The organism is Cellulosimicrobium sp. NPDC055967 (assembly GCF_042269845.1).
Lineage (GTDB): Bacteria > Actinomycetota > Actinomycetes > Actinomycetales > Cellulomonadaceae > Cellulosimicrobium.
Genome location: NZ_JBHJYJ010000012.1, coordinates 53,679 through 76,328, shown reverse-complemented (window position 1 = coordinate 76,328; position 22,650 = coordinate 53,679). Strand labels below are relative to the sequence as shown.

Sequence of the window (22,650 nt, the reverse complement as noted above, 5' to 3'; positions counted from 1 at the left end):
GGGGCCGCCCGGAGAGGGGGACGAAGGGACCTCACCCGGGTGAAAACGGGCGTCACGGTGCGTTCGACACGCCCTACGCCTTGGTGTGGAACTTCCCCTGCGCGGCGAGCAGGCCGTCGGTGAGCAGCATCTCGACGGCGTCCGCCGCGTCGTCGAGCAGGAACGGCAGCTCCTTGGCCTCGGCGCCCTTGAAGTCCTTGAGCACGAAGTCGGCGGTGTCCTGGCGGCCCGGGGGACGGCCGACGCCCCCGCGCACGCGCACGTAGTCCTTGGTGCCCAGGGCCTTGCTGATGTCGCGCAGGCCGTTGTGCCCGCCCTCGCCGCCGCCGATCTTCAGCTTCACGGCGCCGAACGGGATGTCGACCTCGTCGTGGACCACGACGACGTGGTCCGGGTCGATCCCGTAGTACTTCGCGAGCCCGGACACGGGGCCGCCGGAGACGTTCATGTACGTCGTGGGCTTGGCCAGGACGACGCGCGGCCCGGGCCGCCCGCCGGGCAGCATGCCGATGCGGGCCTCGGCGACGGCGGCCTGCGCCCGCGGGTGCCGCGCGAACCGCGCGGCGGCGCGCCCTGCGAGGACGTCGAGGACCATGTGGCCCAGGTTGTGGCGGTTGCCCGCGTACGTCGGCCCGGGGTTGCCGAGCCCGACGACGAGCCACGGCTGGTCGGTCATGTCGTCCCTCGTCCTTCGTCCGGGTCCCGGCTCGGGCTGCGCGCCGGCGGGGGGTACGGCTGGTGGTGGTGCGGTGTGCGGGCGCACGGACGCCCGGCACCGTCACGGTACCGGGCGTCCGACGCGGGTCGTCGTGGCGTCAGCCGACGACGGGGAGGATCACTCCGCGGCAGCCTCGGCAGGAGCGGCGGCCTCGGCGGCCTCGTCCTCGGAGGCCTCGACCTTGGGCTCGCTGACGATGAGGACGTCGGCCGAGGCGTCCGTCACGAGGGTGACGCCCTCCGGCAGCGCGACGTCGCCCGCGTACACGACCGAGCCGGCCTCGAGGCCCTCGACGGAGACCTCGATCGAGTCGGGCAGGCGCGTCGCGTCCGCCTCGACCACGAGGGTGAGCTGCTCGAGCAGGTGGATCGTGCCGGGGACCGACTCGCCCACGACGTGCACCGGCACCTCGACCTCGACCTTCTCGCCCTTCTTCACGATGAGCAGGTCGACGTGCTCGATGACGTTGCGGACCGGCTCGCGCTGGACGTCCTTGGCGATCGCGAGCTGGGCCTTGCCGTCGAGCTCGATCGAGAACAGCGCGTTCGAGTGCTTGAGCGCCATCATCGTCTCGTGCCCCGGCAGGGTCACGTGCAGCGGGTCGGTGCCGTGGCCGTAGAGGACCGCGGGGATCTTGCCGGCGCGGCGGACGCGGCGGGCGGCACCCTTGCCGAACTCGGTACGGGCCTCGGCGGCGAGCTTGATCTCAGACACGTGGATCACTCCTGGAAGAACGTTGCGGGCCGGCCACCAGTGGGGAGCGGTCGGCTGTCCGGACGGTTGAGAGGGCCACCCGGACGGGCGGCTGCGTCGGCGCGGGACGTGTGACGGGCGCGCAGGAGGACGACCGCCCAGTCGATAACGGAGATCCAACAGGTCTGGCTGACACTCGCGGTCCCGCGCCGCCGGTGTGATCACCGGTCCAGCGCTGCCGGCCGTCAGACGTCCCTCGCCGAGGCAACCTGACTACTGTACCCGGGCTCGGCTCCCCCGCGAAACCCGCGACGGAGCCGAGGCGGAGCCGAGACTCGGGGCTTCCGCTACTTCCCGGGCGCGGCGTAGAGCTGCGCCACCTCCGCGGCGCTCAGGGCACGGTCGTAGAGCCGCACGCCGTCGATGCGGCCCTTCATCGGACGGGTCCCGTCCGACTCGGCGCCGATGCCCAGACGGAGCGCGTTGGTGCCGACGGCGGCCGGTCCGGCCTTCGACGCCTGCTCGACGCCGTTCACGTAGATCCTCATCCGCGTGCCGTCGAAGGTGCCCACGAGGTGCACCCAGGTGCCGTCCGTCGGGTAGGGCGTCGTGGTGTCGACGCGGTAGGTGTCCCCGGACGACGCGTGGTTGAACCGGAGGAACGCCGTCCCGCCGTTCGCGAGACCCAGCTCGTACCCATCCGTCGCACCCTGCGCGGCCTTCTTGAGGACGTACTGCGTCGCCTTCTGCTCGGGACGCACCCAGGCCGAGACCGTCATCGGGCCGGCGAGGTCGAGGGAGGGCCGGTCGTCGACGCGCGCGAAGTCGTCGACGCCGTCCAGCCCGAGCGCGGTGCCGCTGAGGCCCGTCGCCCACGTCGCGCCCGAGCGCATCGACGCCGTCGCGCCGTTGGTCGAGCCGTCCGCCGCCGTGGTCCCCTGCCCCTCGTCGAACCCCCACACCCCGACGGCCCCCGCCGGGACCGTCGGTCCGGGGTCGGGCGTCGGGTCAGGGGTCGGCGTCGGGTCGGGCGTCGGCGTCGGGTCCGGAACCGGTGTGGGATCCGGCGTCGGGTCGGGCGTCGGCGTCGGGTCCGGAGTCGGCGTGGGGTCGGGCGTCGGCGTCGGGTCCGGAGTCGGGTCGGGCGTCGGCGTGGGGTCCGGAGTCGGCGTGGGGTCCGGCGTCGGTTCCGGGGCGGGCACGGAGCTGCTCGCACCGGAGTAGAGCGCCGCGACCTCGGCCCCGGTGAGGGCGCGGTCGTACAGGCGCACGGAGTCCACGGCGCCCTTGGTGGCCCGGGTGCCGTTGGACTCGGCCCCGATGCCCAGCGGGAGCGTGCTCGTCCCGATGCTCGCCGGACCGGCCTTCGAGGCCTGCTCGACGCCGTTCACGTAGATCCGCATGCGCGTCCCGTCGTACGTCCCGACGAGGTGCACCCAGGTGCCGTCCGTCGGGTACGTGGAGGTGGCGTCGACCCGGTACGTGTCCCCCGACGATGCGTGGTTGAGCCGCAGGAAGGGCTTGCCCCCGCTCGCGAGACCGAGCTCGTAGCCGTCGGTCGTCCCCTGCGCGGCCTTCTTCACCACGTACTGCGTCGCGAGCTGTTCTGGCCGTACCCACGCGGCCACCGTCATCCGCGTCGTGAGGTCGAGCGTCGAGGCGTCGGGTACGCGGACGTAGCCGGTCACGCCGTCGGACCGCACCGCGGACCCGCTCCGCCCGGGGACCCACGTGGCCGCACCGACGAGGGAGCCGCCGTTCGCCCAGCCCGACACGTCCGCGGTCGCGAGCCCCTGACCCTCGTCGAGCTCCCACGCTCCCACGAGCCCGTCCGGGGAGGCCACCGCCACGCGGACCGTCGCCGGTGCCGACCACTGCCCACCGGCACCGACCCGGAACGTGAAGGAGTCCGCACCAGCGGAGGCTCCCGGCGTGTAGGTGAACGTGCCGGCCGACGTGCTCGTCAGCGCGACCGTCCCGCGCGTCGGCGGGGTGACCACCTGGAACTGCGGCGTCGCGCCCTGGGGCACCGTGGCCGTCAGCGTGCCGGAGACCGGCTGGCCGAGCGTCGTCTTCACGGCGACGTCCTGCGCGACGGGTGCCGGCGCGGGCGTCGTGGACCCACCCTGGAACAGCGTCGTCACCTCGGCGGCCGAGAGCGCACGGTCGTAGAGACGGACGCCGTCTACCGCACCCTTGACGGGCCGGTAGCCGTTGCCCTCTGCGCCGATGCCCAACGGTGACGCGTTCGTGCCGATGCTCGCCGGGCCGGCCTTCGAGGCCTGCTCCACGCCGTTGACGTAGATCCGCATGCGCGTCCCGTCGTACGACCCGACGAGGTGCACCCAGGTGCCGTTCGTGGGGTACGAGGACGTCGCGTTGACCCGGTACGTGTCGCCCGAGCTGTCCTCGTTGAGACGCAGGAAGGGCTTGCCGTTGCTCGCGAGCGCCAGCTCGAACCCGTCCGCGGCGTCGTTGGTGGCCTTCTTCACCACGTACTGGGTCGCGGCCTGCTCCGGTCGCACCCACGCAGCGACCGTGAGCCCGGTGCTCACGTCGAGTGCGGCGGAGTCCGGGACACGGACCAGACCCGTCGCGCCGTCCGAGCGCACGGCGGACCCGGAGACCCCCGGGACCCACGACGACCCGCCGACGAGCGTCCCGCCGTTGCCCCACCCGGAGGAGTCGGCGGTCACGAGCCCCTGGCCCTCGTCGAGGTTCCACGCGCCGACCAGGCCGTCCGCGGAGGACACGCGCACGCCCACGGTGGCAGGAGCCGACCACAGCCCGCCGCTGCCCACGCGGAACGTGAACGAGTCGAGCCCGCTCGCGGCCCCGGCGCGGTAGGTGAACGCACCCGTGGCGGGATCCATCGCCGTCAGGGTGCCCGCGGTCGGCGGCGTGACGACCTGGAACGTGAGGGGGTCGTCGGTCGTCGCCTGCGCGCCGAGCTTCCCGGTGACCGTGCCGCCCACCGTCGTCGCGACGGTCGAGTCCTGCGCCGTCGGGGCACCGGCCGGCGTCCAGGCGAGGCGCGCCGCACGCGCCGTCGTGGCGGAGGCGGCCATCACCAGGACCTCGCCGGGGACGTTCGACTTCGTCGCGGTCGCGTTGTTCCAGGAGCCGTCGAGCACCGTCTCCGCCGCCCCGGAGAAGTCAGGAGAGATCCGAGAGGTCTCCTTCACGAGGATGTCGTCGAGGTTGGTGCTGCGCGTGTACACGACGCGGAGCCGGTCCGTGACGTCGTCGACGAGGACGATGCCGCGCGTGCCGACCCGGTCGACCTCGCGCAACGGGTCCCAGGTGCCGTCCGGGTGACGGACCAGGAGACCGATGACGGTGCGGTCCGCGGAGTTGTAGGACGTCTTGACGGCCGCGTAGAAGGTGCCGTCGTCCGAGACCGCGACGTTGAGGTGGTCGTCCGCCATGCCGCCGCCGACCGGGAGCGCGGACCCCGCCGCGGGGACCTCGTCGGCCGTCCAGGTCGAGGGGGACGCGCCGTCGGCGTGCGTCCGGAAGCCGAATCTCTCGGTGTTCTGGTTGGACCACAGCACGCCGACCTTGTTACCCGGCATCGCGGTGACGACGGCGATGTCGTCGTCCGTGATCCCCGACGCGACCGTGACCGGAGCCGAAAACGACGAGTAGGGGGCGTCGCTCCAGCGCACCTGGACCTGGCTCGCCGTGTCCCAGGCGACCCACATGCGGCCGGTCGAGTCGATGTCGATGGTCGCGGTCTCGCTGCCGGGCAGCGAGACCGCCGTCGCGCCGGCGCGCGCGGTCCACGGGACGTACGTGTTCGACTGCGGGTCCCGCTGGATCGAGACGAGGGTCGTGGTCGGCCCGTGGAGCAGCACGTGCGCGACGTCGCCGACGGCCTTGACGTCCGCGCGCACGTCCGTGCGTTCGGAGATGCGCGTGACGTTCGTCCACGTCTTGGGGACCGCGTCGTACCGCCAGACCCACGTGCCTGCGGGCGACGTGCTGGCCGAGGCGAGCACCGCCCACCACGTGCCGCCCGCGGACCAGAGCTTCGACTGGGGCTTCTCGCCCGTGTTCCCCGTGAGGGGGATGCCGGTGGACGTGACCGCCGCCGCGGCGGGCTCCTCCGGGAGCGCCGCGGCTGCCGGTGCGGGCGGCTGCCACGACAGGGTCAGCAGCCCGGGGTCGGGCGACTTGGCGGAGACCTCGACGAGGTACTCCTCGCCCTCGGTCGCGTCGAACGTCACCGACGAGGTCCGGACGTCACCCTCGTCGTCGTTCGTCGCGACGGGGGCGCTCGTCGCCGTGCTCGGGTAGACCGTGAGCACGGTGTCGAGCTCGCTGCCGTGGGTCGAGAACGTGATGGGGCCGCTCGTCGGGGCCGTCCACCGCCACCACATCGACGAGGCGGACGCGTCCGGTCCCTCGGGGCCGGACTGGTCGGGGGCGAAGTTCGCCGCGACCTCCTGGCCGACGGAACCGCCGATCGCGACGCTCTCGGCCTCGCTGTCGCCGACGACGTCGGTGAGCTGCGAGGTCCCGGCACCGCCGGGAACTCCGGGGAACGCCGCCCCGATGCCCACGAGCGCGAGCGCACCCGCCACCGCGGCGGCGGTCGCGACGAACCATCGCCGACGCGTGACCCCTGACGGTCGAGGCTCCTGTGTGCTGTGCGGCATGTGGTGCGTCCTGCTTCTCGCGTGCTCGTCGAGACTGCGGCGACACCGCGTGACCGCCGCCCCCTGCATGCACCCTCAGGCGAATCGAACCACTCGGGGAGCCCGGAGGGCGACCTCCTGCCCGGAAGTTCACCCGCCGAGGGCGTCCCGCGTGACCGGTTGGGGCCTCCTGTCCGTCATTTCACCCACGCGACCCGGCCGCCGGGCGGCTCGGGCGGAGTAGCGTGGGCCGACACCCAGACCGTCACCCACGGAGGTCCTCGATGCGCATCTCGGTGGTCGGTTGCGGGTACCTCGGCGCCGTGCACGCCGCGAGCATGGCGTCCCTCGGCCACGACGTCGTCGGCGTCGACGTCGACGCCGACAAGGTCACGGCGCTCACCGCGGGCCAGGCGCCGTTCTTCGAGCCGGGCCTTCCCCGTCTCCTCGAGCAGGAGGTCGGGAGCGGTCGCCTGACCTTCACGACGGACGTGTCGCGCGCGGCCGGGGCACGGGTGCACTTCGTGTGCGTCGGTACGCCGCAGCGGCCGGGCGAGTACGCGGCGGACCTGCGCTACGTCGACGCCGCGGTCGAGTCCCTCCTGCCGCACCTGTCCCCCGGCGACCTCGTGGTCGGCAAGTCCACCGTGCCGGTGGGGACCGCCGCGCGGCTCGCCGCGCGCGTCCGCGAGGCCCAGCCCGGGGCGCGCCTCGTGTGGAACCCGGAGTTCCTCCGCGAGGGCCACGCCGTCCAGGACACGCTCCACCCGGACCGCCTCGTGTACGGCGTCCAGCCGGAGGACGACGGCACCTCCGAGAGCGTCCTCGACGAGGTCTACGCGAGCGTCCTCGCGGACGGGACGCCGAAGGTCGTCACCGACTTCGCGACGGCCGAGCTCGTCAAGGTCGCCGCGAACTCGTTCCTCGCGACGAAGATCTCCTTCATCAACGCGATGGCCGAGCTGTGCGAGGCCACCGGGGGCGACGTCACGGTCCTCGCGGACGCGATCGGGCACGACGCCCGCATCGGGCGCAGCTTCCTCAACGCCGGGCTCGGGTTCGGGGGCGGCTGCCTGCCCAAGGACATCCGCGCGTTCATGGCCCGCGCGGGCGAGCTGGGCGTCGACCAGGCCCTGTCGTTCCTGCGGGAGGTCGACTCCATCAACATGCGCCGGCGCGTTCGGATGGTCGACCTTGCACGCGAGGTGTGCGGCGGCTCGATCGTGGGCCGCAACGTCGCGGTCCTCGGCGCCGCCTTCAAGCCCGACAGCGACGACACGCGGGACTCCCCCGCGCTCAACGTCGCGATGCAGATGCACCTCCAGGGCGCGCACGTCGTCGTCACGGACCCCCGCGCGACGGAGAACGCACGACGCACCGCGCCGGAGCTCAAGTTCGCGGCGACCGTCGAGGAGGCGGCGCAGGAGGCCGACGTCGTCGTGCTGCTCACGGAGTGGCGCGAGTACCGCGACCTCGACCCCCGCGCGCTGGGCGAGCACGTCGCGCACCGGCGCGTCCTGGACGGGCGCAACGCGCTCGACCCGGCGGTCTGGCGCGACGCGGGCTGGACGTACCGCGCGCTGGGTCGCCCCTGACACCACGGCAATCCGGGAGCGAGCCGCGCTCGTCAGTTCGTCGCCGCTGCCGTCGCCGCGACCGTGGCGCCGACGAGGATCGCCGCGGTGACCTCCTCGACGTAGGCGCGCACCGCCTCGCTCGCCCAGCTCTGCCGCGCGATCTCCTTCGCGCGCGCGTCGACGGCGCGGCGGCGCGACCCGGACAGGTCGGTCCCGCCGTCCACGACTGCCGGCGTGCCTCGATCACCGCCCGCCGCGAGCACCCGGCCCGCCTGCCCGGTCGCGGCGAGGATCGCGACCAGGGCGGCCGTCCGCAGGTCCGGCGCGCCGCCGTCGACCAGGACGCGCCAGAGCCCGGCCCGCACGCCCTCCTCGTGGCGCGTGTCCGCCGCGGGCCAGCGCGTGGTCGGGAAGATCCCGAGCACGCGGCCCTCCTCGCGTCGCAGGACGCCGCGCTCGGCGAGCGACGCGATCGCGCGCGACGCCGGCCGGAGTTTCGCGAGCGGCGCCACGAGCCCCTTGGGCGTGGACCCCTCGCGCGACCGCACCACGGTCAGCGCCTCGTCGAGCAGCGTGTTGCCGGTGGGGGACGCGTCCCGCACGACGATGCGCCCGATCCTGCCGCCGTCGCCGTCGCCCGCGAGGTCGGCCCTGCCCAGGAGCGCGAGCTCTACGAGGAGCGCCCCGGCGGCGACCTGCTCGCGGTACGACGCGTCGACGACGGCCTTCCCGGTCACGTCGTCGAGCGTGAGCAGCAGGTAGTCCTCGAGGATGAGCATGCCTCCACGGTAGGCGCCGCCGTGCCCGCGGAGACGTGCCGAATGTCATCGGCCCGCGAGGCCGTCGCGGGCCTCAGCCGTCGTGGATCACCAGGACGGCCTGGTCCGGCCCCACGTGGAGCGTCGCGGCGTCGCACCCCTCCTGGGTGATGCGGACGGTCCAGGGTGGCTCGGCGCCGGACGACACCAGCTCGCCCGTCACCACGTCCGGACAGGTCGCGCCCAGCAGCTGCGTCGGGGCGGGGGCGAGGTCCTCGAGGAACGCCAGCGTGACGGTGGCGCCGCGGTACCGCTCCGCGGAGTCGTCGTGCGACGACACCACGAGACCGACGAGGCAGATCGCCGCGATCGCCGCGGCGACGGCGCTCCACACCCTCAACGTCGTGAAGCGTCGCCAGGTCACGGCGTACAGACCGGCGCCCTCGAGCCGGTAGGAGACCCAGCCGAGGATCGTCAGGTCGCGTTCGACGACGCGGCGCCGATCCTGGAACGCCGTGCGGAGGTCCGGTGCCAGCGCGGGGTCCGCGAGCTGGGCCATGACGTTCCTCTGGTCAGCGACCGCCCGGCGGCGACGCTCGACGAGGCCCGGGACGTCGCTCGCCCACAGGCCGAGGAACGTCGTGGGCTCGCGCGCGACCTCGTCCCGCAGTCCCGTGAACTCGAGCTGGGTCGCGATCGCCTCGACGGTCACCACGCGCGGCGCGAGCACCCGGCTCGCGAGCGCGACCACGGTCCCGAGCGCCACCAGGGCGCCCGCGCCCCACGCGAGCGCGGTCCACGTCACGGCTCCCCGCTCCGACACGATCCCGGCGACGGGGAACGCCGCGGCGAGGAAGGCGGTCAGGGCGACCGTCGACGTCGCGAACCACTTCGCGACGTCGCGCAGCCGGGCGGTGGAGGCGTCGTACGAGGCGATGCGGGCGACGGTCAGCGCCGTCTCGACCGGCTGCGGGCCCGACGGCAGGACGCTCGGCTCGGGTCCTCGCGGCACGTCAGTCCTCCCAGGGCGCGGCGAGGTCGTCCTGAGGAGGCATCTCGTCGGCAGGCTGCTGGTCGGGGCCGGCCCCTCCCAGCGGGACGACCCAGCCCGTGCCGTCCCACTGCAGCAGTCGACCGTCGATCCACCGGTACTCGTCGAGCGCGGGGCCTGGTTCGGTGCTCATCGTCACTCCCTGGGCGCTCGCGTCGTGCCGGACAGTCCCAGGGTTCTCCATCGCGGGCGCGCCGACAAGGATGAAGTCGGGTCAGTCCGCGAGCTCCCAGCGCACGGTGACGCTCGCGCGGACCTCCTGGGTGCCGGGCTCGACGACGAGCGCGTCGCTCGCGGCCTTGGCCGCCATCAGGCGCGGCACCGGGCCGGGCCCGCCGACGTCCTCGCGGACCTCCACGACCGGGCCGAGCGACCGGCCCGCGAGCCGCGCGTACTGCTCGGCGCGCGCGCGGGCGTCGGCGAACGCGGCGTCGCGCGCCGCGACGGCGAGCGGGCCGGGGTCGCCCACGGCGAGGCTCGTCGAGTCGAGGCGCGCGACGGGCCCCGCGGCGTCGAGGGCGGCGCGGACGATCTCGCCGCACGCCGCGACGTCGCGCACGGTCGCGCGCAGGGTGAGCCGCGCCGTCGTGCGCGGGCCGTCGTCGCGCTGCTCGGTCCACGTGGACGTCTGGGACGTGCGCACGTCCGCGGGCGCGACGCCCGCCCCGACGAGCGCGTCGCGCGCCGCGGCCAGCCCGGCGTTCGCCCGGTCGAGGGCCTCCTGGACACCGGGGGCGCTCGACTCCGCGCCCAGCTCGACGACGGCGACGTCCGGCGCCGCCGTCACTGCCCCCTGACCGGTGGTCGTCACTCCCGAGCCGCCCACGACCCCTCCTGTCAGCTGTTGCCGTCGAAGAGCGAGGTGACCGACCCGTCGTCGAACACCTCGCGGATGGCGCGCGCGACGAGCGGCGCGATGGAGAGCACGGTGAGCTGCGGGAACTGCTTGTCCGCAGCGATGGGCAGCGTGTCCGTGATGACGACCTCGCTCGCCCCGCACTCGGACAGGCGCTGCGCCGCCGGGTCGGACAGCACGCCGTGCGTCGCGGCCACGATCACCGAGCGCGCCCCCGCGGCGAGGATCACGCGCACCGCCTCGGCGATGGTGCCGCCGGTGTCGATGAGGTCGTCGACGAGCACGCAGTCACGGCCCTCGACGTCGCCGACGACGCGGTTGGCGACGGCCTGGTTCGGGCGCGTCACGTCGCGCGTCTTGTGCACGAACGCGAGCGGCCCGCCGCCGAGCTTCGCGGCCCACTGCTCGGCGACGCGGATGCGGCCCGCGTCCGGGGAGACGACCGTGACGTTCGACGTGTCGACGCGCGTGCGCACGTAGTCCGTGAGGATCGGCATCGCCCACAGGTGGTCGACCGGGCCGTCGAAGAAGCCCTGCGTCTGCGCGGCGTGCAGGTCGACGCTCATGAGGCGGTCGGCGCCCGCGGCGGTGAACAGGTCGGACATGAGGCGGGCCGAGATCGGCTCGCGGCCGCGGTGCTTCTTGTCCTGCCGGGCGTAGCCGTAGAACGGCTGGACGACCGTGATGGTGCGGGCCGAGGCACGCTTGGCCGCGTCGACCATGAGCAGCTGCTCCATGATCCACTGGTTGATCGGCGCAGTGTGGCTCTGCAGGATGAAGACGTCGGCGCCGCGCACCGACTCGCCGAACCGGACGTAGATCTCGCCGTTCGCGAAGTCGTACGCGGTCGTGGGCAGCAGGTCGATGCCCAGCTCCCGCGCGACGTCGTTGGCCAGCTCGGGGTGCGCGCGCCCCGAGGCGAGGACGAGGGACTTCTCCCCGTTGCCGGCGATCGTGCTGCTCATACCAGTGGGTTCCTTCGGTGGTGTTTCCGGGTGCGGGGTGGGTCTGAGGAGAGCGGGGCCGGACGCGGTCAGTCTGCCGTGGTCGCGGGACGACCGCCACGCAGCGCCTCGAGCGTGTGCTCGAGCTCGGGTCCGGGCGGCGGCGGGGTCGGGCGCTCGGCCGTCGCCGCCGCGCTCTGGTCCGCGAGCTGGGCCTGGGCCTGGGCACCGAGCGGCGGCGCCTCGGGGTCGCTCGCGCGCGCGGCGGCCGCGGCGTCGGCCGCCGGGGTGCCGGGGCGGCGGCGCTCGACCCAGCCCTCGATGTTGCGCTGCTGCCCGCCGCTCACCCCGAGCGCGCCCGCGGGCACGTCGCGGCGGATGACCGAGCCGGCGGCGGTGTAGGCGCCGTCGCCGACGGACACCGGGGCGACGAACATGTTGTCCGCGCCCGTGCGCGCGTGCGAGCCGATCACCGTGCGGTGCTTGTGGACGCCGTCGTAGTTGACGGTGACCGACGCGGCGCCGATGTTCGTGTGCTCGCCGATCGTCGCGTCCCCCACGTAGGACAGGTGCGGGATCTTGGAACCCTCGCCGATCTCCGCGTTCTTCGTCTCGACGAACGTGCCGATCTTGCCCTGGGCGCCGAGCACGGTGCCGGGCCGCAGGTAGGCGAACGGGCCGACGGACGTCCCGGCCCCCAGGACCGCGAGGCTGCCGTGCGTCCGGGTCACCGTCGCGCCCGCGCCGACCTCGGTGTCGGTGAGCGTCGTGTCCGGGCCGATCGTCGCGCCCTCGGCGACGACCGTCGCCCCGTGGAGCTGCGTGCCGGGGAGCAGGGTCACGTCGCGCGCGAGCTCGACGTCGACGTCGACCCACGTCGTCGCCGGGTCGACGACGGTCACGCCCTCGCGCATCCAGTCCTCGAGGATCCGGCGGTTGAGCTCCGCGCGCAGCGTCGCGAGCTGCACGCGGTCGTTGACGCCCTCGACGATCGTCGGGTCCGCGGAGACGAGCGCCCGGACCGTGCCGCCCTCGGCGCGCGCCGCCGCGACGACGTCCGTCAGGTAGACCTCGCCCTGGGCGTTGTCGCGCCCGAGCGTGCCCAGGCCGCGGCGCAGGACCGCGGCGTCGAACACGTAGATCGACGCGTTGACCTCGCGGATCGCGCGCTCGTCGGCCGACGCGTCCTTGTGCTCGACGATCCGCTGCACGTCGCCCGAGCCGTCGCGCACGACGCGCCCGTAGCCCGTCGCGTCCTCGAGCTCCGTCGTCAGCATCGTCACCGCGTTGCCGTCGACCACGTGCGCGGCGAGGAGCTGGGCGAGCGTGCCGCCGTCGAGCAGGGGGGTGTCGCCCGCGGTCACGACCACGGGGCCCTCGAGCCCGTCGCCCAGGCCGCGCCCCTCCTCGCCGTCGGGCAGGCCGTGCAGGAGCGCCTGCGCGTGGGCCTTCGCGTCGAGCGCGGCGAGCGCGCACTGCACGGCGCGCCCGGTCCCGGGGATCTCGTCCTGGTCCACGACCACCGCGTCCGGGTCGACCGAGACGGCGTGCTCGGCGACGCGGTCGCGCCCGTGCCGCACGACGACGGCGAGCAGCGCCGGGTCGAGCGAGCGTGCCGCGACGAGCACGTGCCCGAGCAGGCTGCGGCCCGCGAGCGTGTGCAGCATCTTGGGGGTGGACGACTTCATCCGCGTGCCCTCGCCGGCGGCGAGGACGATCACGGCAGCGGGGGCGACGGTGGGGTCGGTTCCCTGCTGAGCTTCCATGGGTGTTCCCCTCGGGATCGGTGGCACGAGCTCCGCCCCCAGGACTCGAACCTGGACCAAGGGCACCAAAAACCCTTGTGCTGCCGATTACACCAAGGCGGACCGGACCCGGCGACGCCTCTGCCCGTCACCTGCCCCTCGCCGTGCTCCGGTACGTCTCCCGGGCCACGGCGGGCGGGCTGGGTCCGGGAACAGTCTGCCAGGTCGGTCCCTGTGCCCGACGCCGGTCGCGCCCGTCTCGTCCGGTCCGCACCCTGGTCCTCGCCCACCGCGGCAGTCGCGTGCGCCACACGGGCGGGGCGCGCACGCGGGGCACGGCGGCGGGTGCACGGCATGATGGACCCCGTGGCCGAGTCCAGACGCACCCCCCGATCCCGCATGACCGCGAGCCAGCGGCGCGAGCAGCTGCTCGCCGTGAGCCGCGGTCTCTTCGCCGAGAAGGGGTTCGAGGGGACGAGCGTCGAGGAGATCGCGGCGCGCGCCGAGGTGTCCAAGCCGGTCGTGTACGAGCACTTCGGGGGCAAGGAGGGTATCTACGCGGTCGTCGTGGACCGGGAGGTCCAGGCGCTCACGGCGGCGCTCTCCGGCGCGCTCGACGAGGGCGGCCACCCCAAGGTGCTCCTCGAGCGCACCGCGCTCGCGCTCCTGTCCTACATCGAGGCGTCCGAGGACGGGTTCCGCATCCTCGTGCGCGACTCCCCCGTCGCCCAGGCCACCGGCACGTTCTCCAGCCTCATCGGCGACGTCGCGACGCAGGTCGAGCACCTGCTCGCCCACCAGTTCAAGACGCGCGGGCTGGACCCCAAGGTCGCGCCCATCTACGCGCAGATGCTCGTCGGCATGGTCGCCCTCACCGGGCAGTACTGGCTCGACGTGCGCTCGCCCAAGAAGACCGAGGTCGCGGCGCACCTCGTCAACCTCGCGTGGAACGGCCTCGCGGACATGGAGAAGCGCCCGCACCTCATCACGACGAAGTCCTGACGCGTCCGTCCACGGGTCGTCCGGGGAAACTTCTCCGAATCCGCGTCATGGCGCCCGGGCGTACCCGTCTCTCCTTGCGGAAGCACGAGACCGACGAAGCGGGGCACTTCATGCACGGGCACGACCGGTCCACCGACCGCACGCACGAGGACCACCGGGACGAGATCCGTCCCACGGTCTGGGGATACTCGACCTGGACGACCGCGCGCTGCCTCCACGGGGCCGTCGCCGGGGCGCCGGACCGCATCGTCCAGCGCACCGACGTGCTGGTCCCCGGCCTGACGCCCCGCGAGCTCGACCGGGTGCGGCGGCACGCCGAGTGGTACGCGTCCGTCGACGGCGTGCGCCTGGGTCTCGTCGCGGGCGCCGCGACCGCGATCGCCGCGCTCCTCGTCGGGCACGCCCTGGCGCCTGCCGTCCTCGTCCTCGTCGCCGCGCTCCTCGGCGTCACGGCCGCGCTCCTCACGCGGGTCCTCCTGCGCGTGGCCGGACCCCGGCTCTCGCGCGTCGAGCGCCGGGCCCTGCGCGACGCCGTCGAGATCCGGCGCGTGCGCGTCGCGCCCCCGACGTCGGCGGGCATGCGCGTCCTCGTCGCGATGAGCGCCGTCGAGTCCGTCTCCGCACGTCTCGACGAGCGGGAGGCCGCGATCGCGCGCGAGCTCCTCTGGGCCGCGCTCGACGCCGTCCGGCGCGACGACGTCGCCGACGTCGACCAGGCGACCGCCGCGATGCTCCGCCTCACCGTGCGGGCCGCGCGCACCCCGCTGCCCCCCGTGCGCGACGAGCACCGGGGCTGAGCCCTCGGCCGGGGTCACGACCCCCGGCCTCGGAAGGACCCGCCCGGTCCGTCGGGAGGGGGCAGGACGTGACATCTGTCCCGTGCCGTGCGCGTGGCCGCGTGGTTGTCTGGGGCACATGGCGACACTCGAGATCGACTCGCTGACCAAGACCTACGGCGACGTGCGCGCCCTGCGCGGGACGTCGTTCGACGTGCGTGCCGGGGAGATCTTCGGCTTCGTCGGCTCCAACGGCGCCGGCAAGACCACGACCATGCGCATCATCCTCGGCGTGCTCGCCGCCGACGGGGGCGAGGTGCGCTGGGACGGGCGGCCGATCGACCTCGCCGCGCGGCGGTGCATCGGCTACATGCCCGAGGAACGCGGGCTCTACCCGCGCATGAAGGTCGGCGAGCAGCTCGTCTACCTCGCCCGGCTGCACGGGCTGTCCGCCGCAGACGCGAAGGACGCGATGGAGCGCTGGACCACGACGCTCGGCGTCGACGCCCGGCGCGGCGACGAGGTGCAGAAGCTCTCGCTCGGCAACCAGCAGCGCGTCCAGCTCGCCGCCGCGCTCACGCACGACCCCGAGCTGCTCGTGCTCGACGAGCCGTTCAGCGGGCTCGACCCCGTGGCCGTCGACGTCATGAGCAACGTGCTGCGCGCCCGCGCCGACGCGGGCGTCCCCGTCGTCTTCTCCTCCCACCAGCTCGACCTCGTGGAACGCCTGTGCGACCGCGTCGGGATCATCAAGGACGGCGCGATGGTCGAGGTCGGCACGATCGACGAGCTCCGCCGGACCGAGACCGAGAGGTGGGTCGTGGACGGGCCACCGGGGGCGACGTGGATCGGCGCCGTGCCCGACGCGCGGGCCGTCAGCCTGGAGCGGTCGCGCACCGTCGTCGAGCTCACGCACCGCGACGGGGCCGCGGGCGACCGGACCGCCGTCGACGGGCCGAGCGGGCGCGAGCAGGCCGTGCTGCGCGCGGCGCTCGCCGCCGGGCCGGTGCACGAGTTCTCGCTCGTCCGGCCGTCGCTCACCGAGCTGTACCGCGACGTCGTGAGCGCCGAGGAGAAGCCGGCCGGGACGGCCGCCGAGACCGTGGAGGTGGGGGCATGAGCACGGGGACCTCGTTGACGTCCTGGGGCGCGATCCGCCTCGTCGCGGGCCGCGAGATCACGACGCGGCTCCGCTCGAAGTCGTTCGTCTGGCTCACCGTGGTCCTCGTCGGCGCGGTCGTGCTCGGCGGGGTGGTGCTGAACCTCGCGAGCTCGTCCGGCCCGACCGCCGAGCGCGTCGGCGTCACGCCACAGACCGCGGCGCTCGCCGAGTCCGTCGAGGCCACGGGAAGCACGCTCGGCACCGAGGTCGAGACCGTCGACGTCGCCGACGACGCCGCGGGCGAGGCCCAGGTGCGCGACGGCGACCTCGACGCCCTCGTCACCGGGTCCGCCGACTCGCCCACCGTCGTCGTGGACACCGAGCTCTCCCCCGGCCTCACCGCCGTCTTCACGACCCTCGCCCAGCAGACCGCGCTGTCCGACGCCGTCGCGAGCCTCGGCGGCGACCCCGCCCAGGTCGCGGGCGACGTCGCGACCGCCGCGCCGACCGTGCGCACCATCGGGGAGCCCAGCGAGTTCGACCCGACCCGCTACGTCACCGGCCTCGTCACCGGCGTCCTGCTCTTCATGGCCATCATGATCAGCGGCCAGCTCATCGCGCAGGGCGTCGTCGAGGAGAAGACGAGCCGCGTGGTCGAGCTCCTGCTCTCGACCGTCCGGCCCTGGCAGCTCATGGCGGGCAAGGTGCTCGGCATCGGCCTCGTCGGCCTCGGGCAGGTCGCGCTCGTCGTGCTCGCGGGCGTCGGGACCGCGCTCGGCCTCGGCCTCGTCGACACGTCGACGATCGACCTCGGCACCGCGGCCGCCTGGGCGCTCGTGTGGTTCGTCGTCGGGTTCGTCAGCTACGCGCTCCTCATGGCCGGCCTCGGCGCGCTCGTCTCGCGCCAGGAGGACGTCGGCGCGGTCACGACCCCGGTCACGTTCCTCATGATCGTGCCGTACGTCGTCGGCATCTCCGTCGCGCCGTGGGCCCCGGACAACCCGCTCGTCGTGTGGCTGTCGTTCGTCCCGCTGTGCTCGCCGCTCCTCATGCCCGTGCGCATCGCCCTCGGCAGCGCCGAGACCTGGGAGGCGCTCCTCGCCCTCGGCCTCTCGCTCGCCGTCATCCCGGTGCTCGTGTGGCTCGCCGCGAAGATCTACTCCAACGCGGTCCTGCGCACCGGTGCCCGTGTCAAGCTCAAGGACGCCCTCCGCACCACCTGACCCGGGACCGCGGCGAGGTAGAGCCCTGGTCGCGCGAGATAGAGCCGTGGTCGCGCGAGGTAGAGGCGTGGTCGCGCGAGATAGAGCCGTGGTTGTTGTGCTCGACGGCGTGTGGCTGGCCTGGGTGGTCGGGGTGGGTGGTGGTGCCGCGTCTACCATCCGCCGCTCGTTCCTCGCGGCTCCCGCCAGGCCCGCCACGACGCGGCACCACCACCCACCCCGCCCCACGGTGTCTCGCTCTGGTCTCCCCTCACTCGGGCGACTGCCCGCGGTTGTCGGTCACGGCGACGAACCGCGGCCGACAACCCGCGGTTCTACCTCGACCCACCAGGGTTCTCCCTCGGTCGGCCAGGGCTCGCCCTCGGCCGACCAGGGGTCTCCCTCGGGCGACCGGGGTTGTCTCTCGGCCCGATGTGCGGCGGGCGTCAAGAGTCTTGATGTCGAGACACATCGAGTACCCTCGCGTCATGGAGCAGCAGCACGAGGACGAGGTCGACCGCATCGTCGCGGCGTGGCAGCGCGAGCGCCCGGACCTCGACGTCGAGCCGCTCACCGTCTTCTCGCGCGTCGACCGCCTTGCCCGGCACCTCGACCGCGCGCGCCGCACGGCGTTCGCGCGCGGGCACCTGGAGACCTGGGAGTTCGACGTCCTGTCCGCGCTGCGGCGGGCCGGCGAGCCGTACCGCCTGTCGCCCGGGGCGCTGGTGACGCAGACGCTCGTGACCAGCGGGACCATGACGAACCGCATCGACCGGCTCGAGGAGCGCGGGCTCGTGCTGCGCCGCCGGTCCCCCGACGACCGTCGCGGCGTGCTCGTGGAGCTCACGCCCGAGGGCCTGGAGCGCGTCGACACGGCGATGACCGACCTGCTCGCGGTGGAGGCTCGCATCCTCGACGCGCTGGAGCCCGGCGGCCGCCCTGCGCTCGCGGCCCTCCTGCGTACAGTCGTAGGACAGTTCGACGACTGACCGACGACCCGGCTGACCGGGCCGCGCGGCGTCGCACGTGCCCGCACCCGGAGGTCACCGCCCGATGCCGCCGTCCCGGCCGCCCCGCCCGACCACGTTCCGCGGCGGGATCGACGGCGTGCTGCTCGTCGCGGTATTGCTGGTCGCGGTCAACCTGCGCGCGCCGCTCACGGCGCTTCCGCCGGTCGTCGCGGACGTCGCGGTGGACCTGCACCTCACCGCGGCGGCCGCGGGCCTGCTCACGGGCATCCCCGTGCTCTGCTTCGCCGTGGCGACGCCCGCGGTCGCCGGGCTCCTGGGGCGGTCGTCGCTGCGGACGGCGATCGCCGTCGCCCTGGCGCTGATCCTCGCCGGCACCCTGCTGCGCTCGGCCGACGTCGCCGTCCTCGGCGCCGCGGGCACGTTCGCCGGGACGGTGCTCCTGGGGCTCGGCATCACGACGGCGAACCTGGCCGTCCCGATGATCGCGCAGCGCGACTTCCCGGGCCACGTCGCGACGGTGACGGGCCTGTACACGGCGGCGATCAACGTGGGGACCGTCGCGACGACGGCGCTCACCGCGCCCCTGGCCGACGCCGTCGGGTGGCGCTGGGCGCTCGCGTCCTGGTCGGTCCTCGCGGTGGTCGCGCTCGTGTGGTGGCTGCGGGCGGTCCCGCGCGAGCCGAGCCGGCCGGGAGGGGCGGCGACCGACCGGGCGAGCGGGACGCCGTCGGGCACGACGGCGCCCGCCGACGGAGCGGGGCGCGCACGGGCCGACGCGGGCGGGCCGGACGACGACGCCGCCCCCGACCCCGGCGACCTCGCCACCGCAGCGGCGGAGGGCGTCACCGGCACCGACCCCGCCGCCGCCCGCGAGCGCCACGTCCTCGCGACGCCGTTCACGTGGTGGCTGTGCGCGATGTTCGCGCTCCAGTCGTCGAGCTTCTACGCGCTCACGGCGTGGCTGCCGCTCATCCTGGAGGACCTGGCGGGGATCCCGCGCGCGGCGTCGGGCGGGGCGGCGTCGCTGTTCCAGGGGTTCGCGATCGTCGGGGGGCTCGCCGTGCCGCTCGCCGTGCGGCGATGGTCGCTGCGGCAGAGCTTCGCCGTGATCGCGGTGCTGTGGCTGACGCTGCCCCTGGGCCTGCTCGTCGCGCCGGGACTGTGGGCGGTGTGGGCGTCGATGGCCGGGATCGCGCAGGCCGCGAACTTCGTCGTCGTCTTCACGCTCGTCGCGCAGCGCTTCCCGACGGTCCGCCGCGGTCGACAGGCGTCGGCGACGGTGCAGTCGGTCGGCTACTGCCTCGCCGCCGTGGCCCCGACGCTCGCCGGCGCCCTGCAGACCGCGACGGGGACCTGGACGACGCCGGTCGCCGTCGTGCTCGGTGCGCTCGTGGTCATGACGGGGATCGGCCTCGTCCTCACGAGCTCCCCCCGCGATCGCGCGAGCTAGCCCCCACGTCCCTACCCCGCGCGACCAGGGCTCTACCTCGGGAGACCAGAGCTCTACCTCGCGCTCGCTCCCTCGGCAGGCACTACGCCCTTGACCCGCGCGTCGACGCGTGTTTATGGTGTACACATTGTTTATGCCATACACGCCAGTGTGCGCCGCACACCGGCCAGCACGTCCGACCGAGAAGGAGAAGGCGATGACCGAACCGATGATCGCCGTGCAGGGGCTCGAGAAGTCCTACGGCGACCACGCCGTGCTGCGCGGCGTCGACCTGACCGTGCGCCGCGGCGAGATCTTCGCGCTGCTCGGGCCCAACGGCGCCGGCAAGACCACGACCGTCAACATCCTCACGACCCTCGTCCGGCCCGACGGCGGCACGGCCCGCGTCGCGGGCGCCGACGTCGTCCACGACGCGGCGCGGGTGCGCGAGACCATCGCGCTCACGGGCCAGTACGCGTCGGTGGACGAGTTCCAGACGGGCCGCGAGAACCTCGTCATGATGGGCGAGCTCGCGCACCTCCCGCGCCGCGCGGTACGCCCGCGGGCGGACGCGCTCCTCGCGCGCTTCGACCTGACGGACGCCGCCGACCGCCGCGTCGGGACGTACTCGGGCGGCATGCGCCGCCGCCTCGACCTCGCGATCAGCCTCGTCGCCGACCCGGCGGTCCTCGTCCTCGACGAGCCGACGACGGGCCTCGACCCCGCCTCGCGCGCCCAGCTCTGGGACGTCGTGCGGAGCCTCGCGACCGACGGCACGACGGTCCTGCTCACGACCCAGTACCTCGAGGAGGCCGACCGCCTCGCCGACACGATCGCCGTCCTGCACGACGGCCGCGTCGCCGCGCGCGGCACGGCCGCCGAGCTCAAGGCGCTCGTCGCGGGCGACCACGTGCGCGTCGCGTTCGACGACCCCGCGAGCCTCGCGGCCGCCGTCGGGCTCGCGCCGGCACTGGGCCTGGCCCGCACGACCACGGACGAGAAGGACCTCTCCCTCACCGCACCGAGCGACGACCCGGTCCGCACCATCCGCGACGTGCTCGCCGCGGCCGACTCCCACGACCTCGCCGTCGTCGGGGTCAGCGTCGTCAAGCCCACGCTCGACGACGTCTTCCTCGCCCTGACCCGGAAGGAGGGCGCCCGATGAGCGCCACGACCGCGACCACCCTGGACCGCCCCCGCCGCGCCACGCCGTCGCGCGCGCGACAGACCCCGGCCACCGCCGCGCGGGACGTGCGCACGATGGTCGCGCGCGAGACGCGCCGCCAGCTCCGCAGCGTCGACGGGCTCATCACGGCGTTCGTGCTGCCCGTGATGATCATGCTCGTGTTCGTCGTCATCTTCGGCGGCGCGATCGGCGGGGACGACTACATCGACTACGTCGTCCCGGGCGTGCTCGTCATGTGCCTCGGGTTCGGCTCGGCGACGGCCGCCGTGGGGGTCGCGCAGGACATGACGTCGGGCACGATCGACCGGTTCAAGACGCTGCCGATCTTCGGGCCGTCCGCGCTGTGGGGGCACGTCGTGGCGAGCGTGGTGCGCAACCTCGCGTCCGCGGTCGTCGTCGTGGCCGTCGCGCTCGCGCTGGGGTTCCGGCCCGACGCCGGGCTCGGCGACTGGGTGGGCCTCGTCGCGTTCGCCGTGGTCGCGGTGCTCACGTTCACCTGGCTGAGCGTCGCGCTCGGGCTGGTCCTGAGCGTCGAGGCGTCGCAGTCGGTGAACTTCCTCTTCCTGTTCGTGCCCTACCTCAGCTCGGGCTTCGTCCCGATCGACACGATGCCCTCGTGGCTGCACGGCTTCGCCGAGAACCAGCCGTTCACGCCGATCATCGAGACGTTCCGCGGCCTCCTCGCGGGATCGCCCGACGCGACGACGGTCCTCACGGCGATCGCGTGGCTCGCGGGATTCCTGGTCGTGAGCTGCGCCGCCGGCTCGTTCCTCTACCGCCGCCGCACGGCCCGCTGACACCCACCCCAACCCCCACCTCGGCCGAGCAGGTGGTCCTGGCGCGTCCTGCCGACCGGACGCGCCACGACCACCTGCTCGGCCGCGAAGAGGGCCTGGTCGGCGACGGTCCGCCGGGACCGGCGCCGGTCGGGGAGGATGAACCCATGACGGACGCACCCGACCTCCCGCCCCGGCTCGCGCTCGCGTGGGGCGTCGCCGAACGGCCCGAGCGCGCGCCCAAGCGCGAGCTGAGCATCGAGCGGATCGTCGAGACCGCCATGGAGATCGCCGACGCGGACGGGCTGGCCGCGGTCTCCATGGCGAAGGTCGCCCAGAGCCTCGGCTTCACGACCATGTCGCTCTACCGGTACGTGACGAGCAAGGACGACCTGCTGCTGCTCATGCAGGAGGCGGCGCTCGACGTCGAGTACCCGCCCGCGCACGAGCCCGCGGACTGGCGCGCGGAGCTGCGCGAGTGGGCGCAGTTCACCATGGCGGTGTTCGCGTCCCACCCGTGGTTCCTCGACATCCCGGTGACCGGCGCGCCCCTCACGCCGAACAACCTGCGTGGGGCGGACAGCGCGCTGCGCGCCCTGCGCTCCACGCCGCTCGACGACGAGGAGAAGATGTCGGTCATCCTCCTCGTGAGCGGCTACGCGCGGAACGCCGCCCGCCTGCAGAGCGACCTCGCCCGTGCGGTCACCGCGGGCGGGGGCGACGAGACCGTCCTGGGCGGCGGCTGGGGCGGCGCGCTGCGCGACCTCGTCGACGAGGTGCGCTTCCCCTACCTGCGCCCGCTCGTGGAGGCGGGGACGTACGCCCAGGAGGGCACGATCGACGACACCGCCTGGGGCCTCGAGCGCGTGCTCGACGGGATCACGGTCTACGTGGACGCCCGGGCGGCCGGAGCCCCGGGCGCGGGGCGCCGCACCCCGGCGCCCGACGACCTGCCGGCCCCGGCCGGCGACGCCGGGGCCGACCCGCGCGACGCCGTCGCCCCGGTGGAGATCGCCGTGCACGTCAAGGACCCGAAGGTGAAGAAGGCGACGCTCAAGCGGCGCGACGCCGAGCGCCGCGTCCGCGAGGCGCAGAAGAAGGTGCGCGAGCTCGAGAAGGCGCTGCGCGAGGCGGAGAAGGCGGAACGCGAGGCGGCCCGGGCGGCGGCGGAGAGGTCTGGCCACTGATCCCGGAGGCCGCACGTGACCCCGAGATAGCGACGCA

19 protein-coding genes and 1 tRNA gene are annotated in these 22,650 nt (G+C 74.2%); 10 read left to right on the top strand and 10 right to left on the bottom strand.

Features of this window, described 5'->3' with window-relative positions; genetic code table 11:
* Window positions 1-73: 73 nt before the first annotated feature.
* The 3 genes from pth to ACFC2L_RS15220 all read right to left on the bottom strand — a co-directional run bounded on the left by pth (window position 74) and on the right by ACFC2L_RS15220 (window position 6,072).
* Window positions 74-676 carry an aminoacyl-tRNA hydrolase gene (gene pth, locus ACFC2L_RS15230; protein WP_375825121.1) on the bottom strand — a complete coding sequence of 201 codons (603 nt, stop codon included), beginning with the start codon at window positions 674-676 and terminating at the stop codon, window positions 74-76.
* 159 nt (window positions 677-835) lie between these two features.
* Window positions 836-1,432: a 50S ribosomal protein L25/general stress protein Ctc gene (locus tag ACFC2L_RS15225; RefSeq protein WP_375825120.1), complete on the bottom strand. Its 597-nt coding sequence runs from the start codon at window positions 1,430-1,432 to the stop codon at window positions 836-838.
* 326 nt (window positions 1,433-1,758) lie between these two features.
* The gene (locus ACFC2L_RS15220; RefSeq protein ID WP_375825119.1) at window positions 1,759-6,072 is read right to left on the bottom strand and encodes a LamG-like jellyroll fold domain-containing protein; all 4,314 of its coding nucleotides are present in this window, start codon (window positions 6,070-6,072) and stop codon (window positions 1,759-1,761) included.
* A gap of 263 nt (window positions 6,073-6,335) precedes the next feature.
* On the opposite strand from ACFC2L_RS15220, the gene ACFC2L_RS15215 reads away from it, so the two are divergent.
* Entirely contained in the window at window positions 6,336-7,646 is a 1,311-nt protein-coding gene (locus tag ACFC2L_RS15215; protein ID WP_375825118.1) for a UDP-glucose dehydrogenase family protein, read from the top strand.
* A 32-nt stretch (window positions 7,647-7,678) separates the two neighbouring features.
* Here ACFC2L_RS15215 and ACFC2L_RS15210 read toward each other — a convergent pair whose 3' ends face one another.
* From ACFC2L_RS15210 to ACFC2L_RS15180, 7 genes are all read right to left on the bottom strand, one after another.
* On the bottom strand, window positions 7,679-8,407 hold the full coding sequence (locus tag ACFC2L_RS15210) for a GPP34 family phosphoprotein (protein ID WP_375825117.1): 729 nt from the start codon (window positions 8,405-8,407) through the stop codon (window positions 7,679-7,681).
* Window positions 8,408-8,480: 73 nt separating this feature from the next.
* Window positions 8,481-9,398 (bottom strand): hypothetical protein, encoded by a 918-nt coding sequence (locus ACFC2L_RS15205; protein ID WP_375825116.1) that lies wholly within the window; start codon window positions 9,396-9,398, stop codon window positions 8,481-8,483.
* Window position 9,399: 1 nt separating this feature from the next.
* A complete protein-coding gene (locus tag ACFC2L_RS15200; protein ID WP_336728113.1) occupies window positions 9,400-9,570 on the bottom strand; it encodes a hypothetical protein in 171 nt (56 codons plus the stop codon).
* Window positions 9,571-9,651: 81 nt separating this feature from the next.
* Entirely contained in the window at window positions 9,652-10,263 is a 612-nt protein-coding gene (locus tag ACFC2L_RS15195) for an SIMPL domain-containing protein (protein ID WP_375825115.1), read from the bottom strand.
* An 11-nt stretch (window positions 10,264-10,274) separates the two neighbouring features.
* Window positions 10,275-11,258, bottom strand: coding sequence for a ribose-phosphate diphosphokinase (locus tag ACFC2L_RS15190; RefSeq protein WP_253052885.1), 984 nt, complete (start codon window positions 11,256-11,258; stop codon window positions 10,275-10,277).
* A gap of 68 nt (window positions 11,259-11,326) precedes the next feature.
* Window positions 11,327-13,003: a bifunctional UDP-N-acetylglucosamine diphosphorylase/glucosamine-1-phosphate N-acetyltransferase GlmU gene (gene glmU / locus ACFC2L_RS15185; RefSeq protein ID WP_375825114.1), complete on the bottom strand. Its 1,677-nt coding sequence runs from the start codon at window positions 13,001-13,003 to the stop codon at window positions 11,327-11,329.
* Window positions 13,004-13,033: 30 nt separating this feature from the next.
* Window positions 13,034-13,105: transfer RNA gene (locus ACFC2L_RS15180), tRNA-Gln, on the bottom strand.
* 276 nt (window positions 13,106-13,381) lie between these two features.
* Here ACFC2L_RS15180 and ACFC2L_RS15175 point away from each other — a divergent pair.
* The 9 genes from ACFC2L_RS15175 (at window position 13,382) to ACFC2L_RS15135 (ending at window position 22,613) form a co-directional block, all read left to right on the top strand.
* A complete protein-coding gene (locus ACFC2L_RS15175; protein ID WP_087469723.1) occupies window positions 13,382-13,984 on the top strand; it encodes a TetR/AcrR family transcriptional regulator in 603 nt (200 codons plus the stop codon).
* A gap of 74 nt (window positions 13,985-14,058) precedes the next feature.
* Entirely contained in the window at window positions 14,059-14,781 is a 723-nt protein-coding gene (locus tag ACFC2L_RS15170; protein WP_375825113.1) for a hypothetical protein, read from the top strand.
* Window positions 14,782-14,899: 118 nt separating this feature from the next.
* Window positions 14,900-15,880, top strand: a complete 981-nt coding sequence (locus ACFC2L_RS15165; protein WP_375825112.1) for an ABC transporter ATP-binding protein — start codon at window positions 14,900-14,902, stop codon at window positions 15,878-15,880.
* Entirely contained in the window at window positions 15,877-17,085 is a 1,209-nt protein-coding gene (locus ACFC2L_RS15160; RefSeq protein ID WP_375825111.1) for an ABC transporter permease, read from the top strand. The genes ACFC2L_RS15165 and ACFC2L_RS15160 overlap by 4 nt, the downstream gene beginning before the upstream one ends.
* 467 nt (window positions 17,086-17,552) lie before the next feature.
* Entirely contained in the window at window positions 17,553-18,053 is a 501-nt protein-coding gene (locus tag ACFC2L_RS15155; protein ID WP_353708574.1) for a MarR family transcriptional regulator, read from the top strand.
* A gap of 64 nt (window positions 18,054-18,117) precedes the next feature.
* Window positions 18,118-19,485: a CynX/NimT family MFS transporter gene (locus ACFC2L_RS15150; RefSeq protein WP_375825110.1), complete on the top strand. Its 1,368-nt coding sequence runs from the start codon at window positions 18,118-18,120 to the stop codon at window positions 19,483-19,485.
* 196 nt (window positions 19,486-19,681) lie between these two features.
* Entirely contained in the window at window positions 19,682-20,629 is a 948-nt protein-coding gene (locus ACFC2L_RS15145; protein ID WP_375825109.1) for an ATP-binding cassette domain-containing protein, read from the top strand.
* The gene (locus ACFC2L_RS15140) at window positions 20,626-21,447 is read left to right on the top strand and encodes an ABC transporter permease (protein ID WP_375825108.1); all 822 of its coding nucleotides are present in this window, start codon (window positions 20,626-20,628) and stop codon (window positions 21,445-21,447) included. Before ACFC2L_RS15145 ends, ACFC2L_RS15140 begins: the two co-directional genes overlap by 4 nt.
* A gap of 146 nt (window positions 21,448-21,593) precedes the next feature.
* Complete coding sequence (locus ACFC2L_RS15135) at window positions 21,594-22,613, top strand: TetR/AcrR family transcriptional regulator (protein WP_375825107.1); 1,020 nt, start codon at window positions 21,594-21,596, stop codon at window positions 22,611-22,613.
* The last annotated feature ends 37 nt before the right edge of the window (window positions 22,614-22,650 follow it).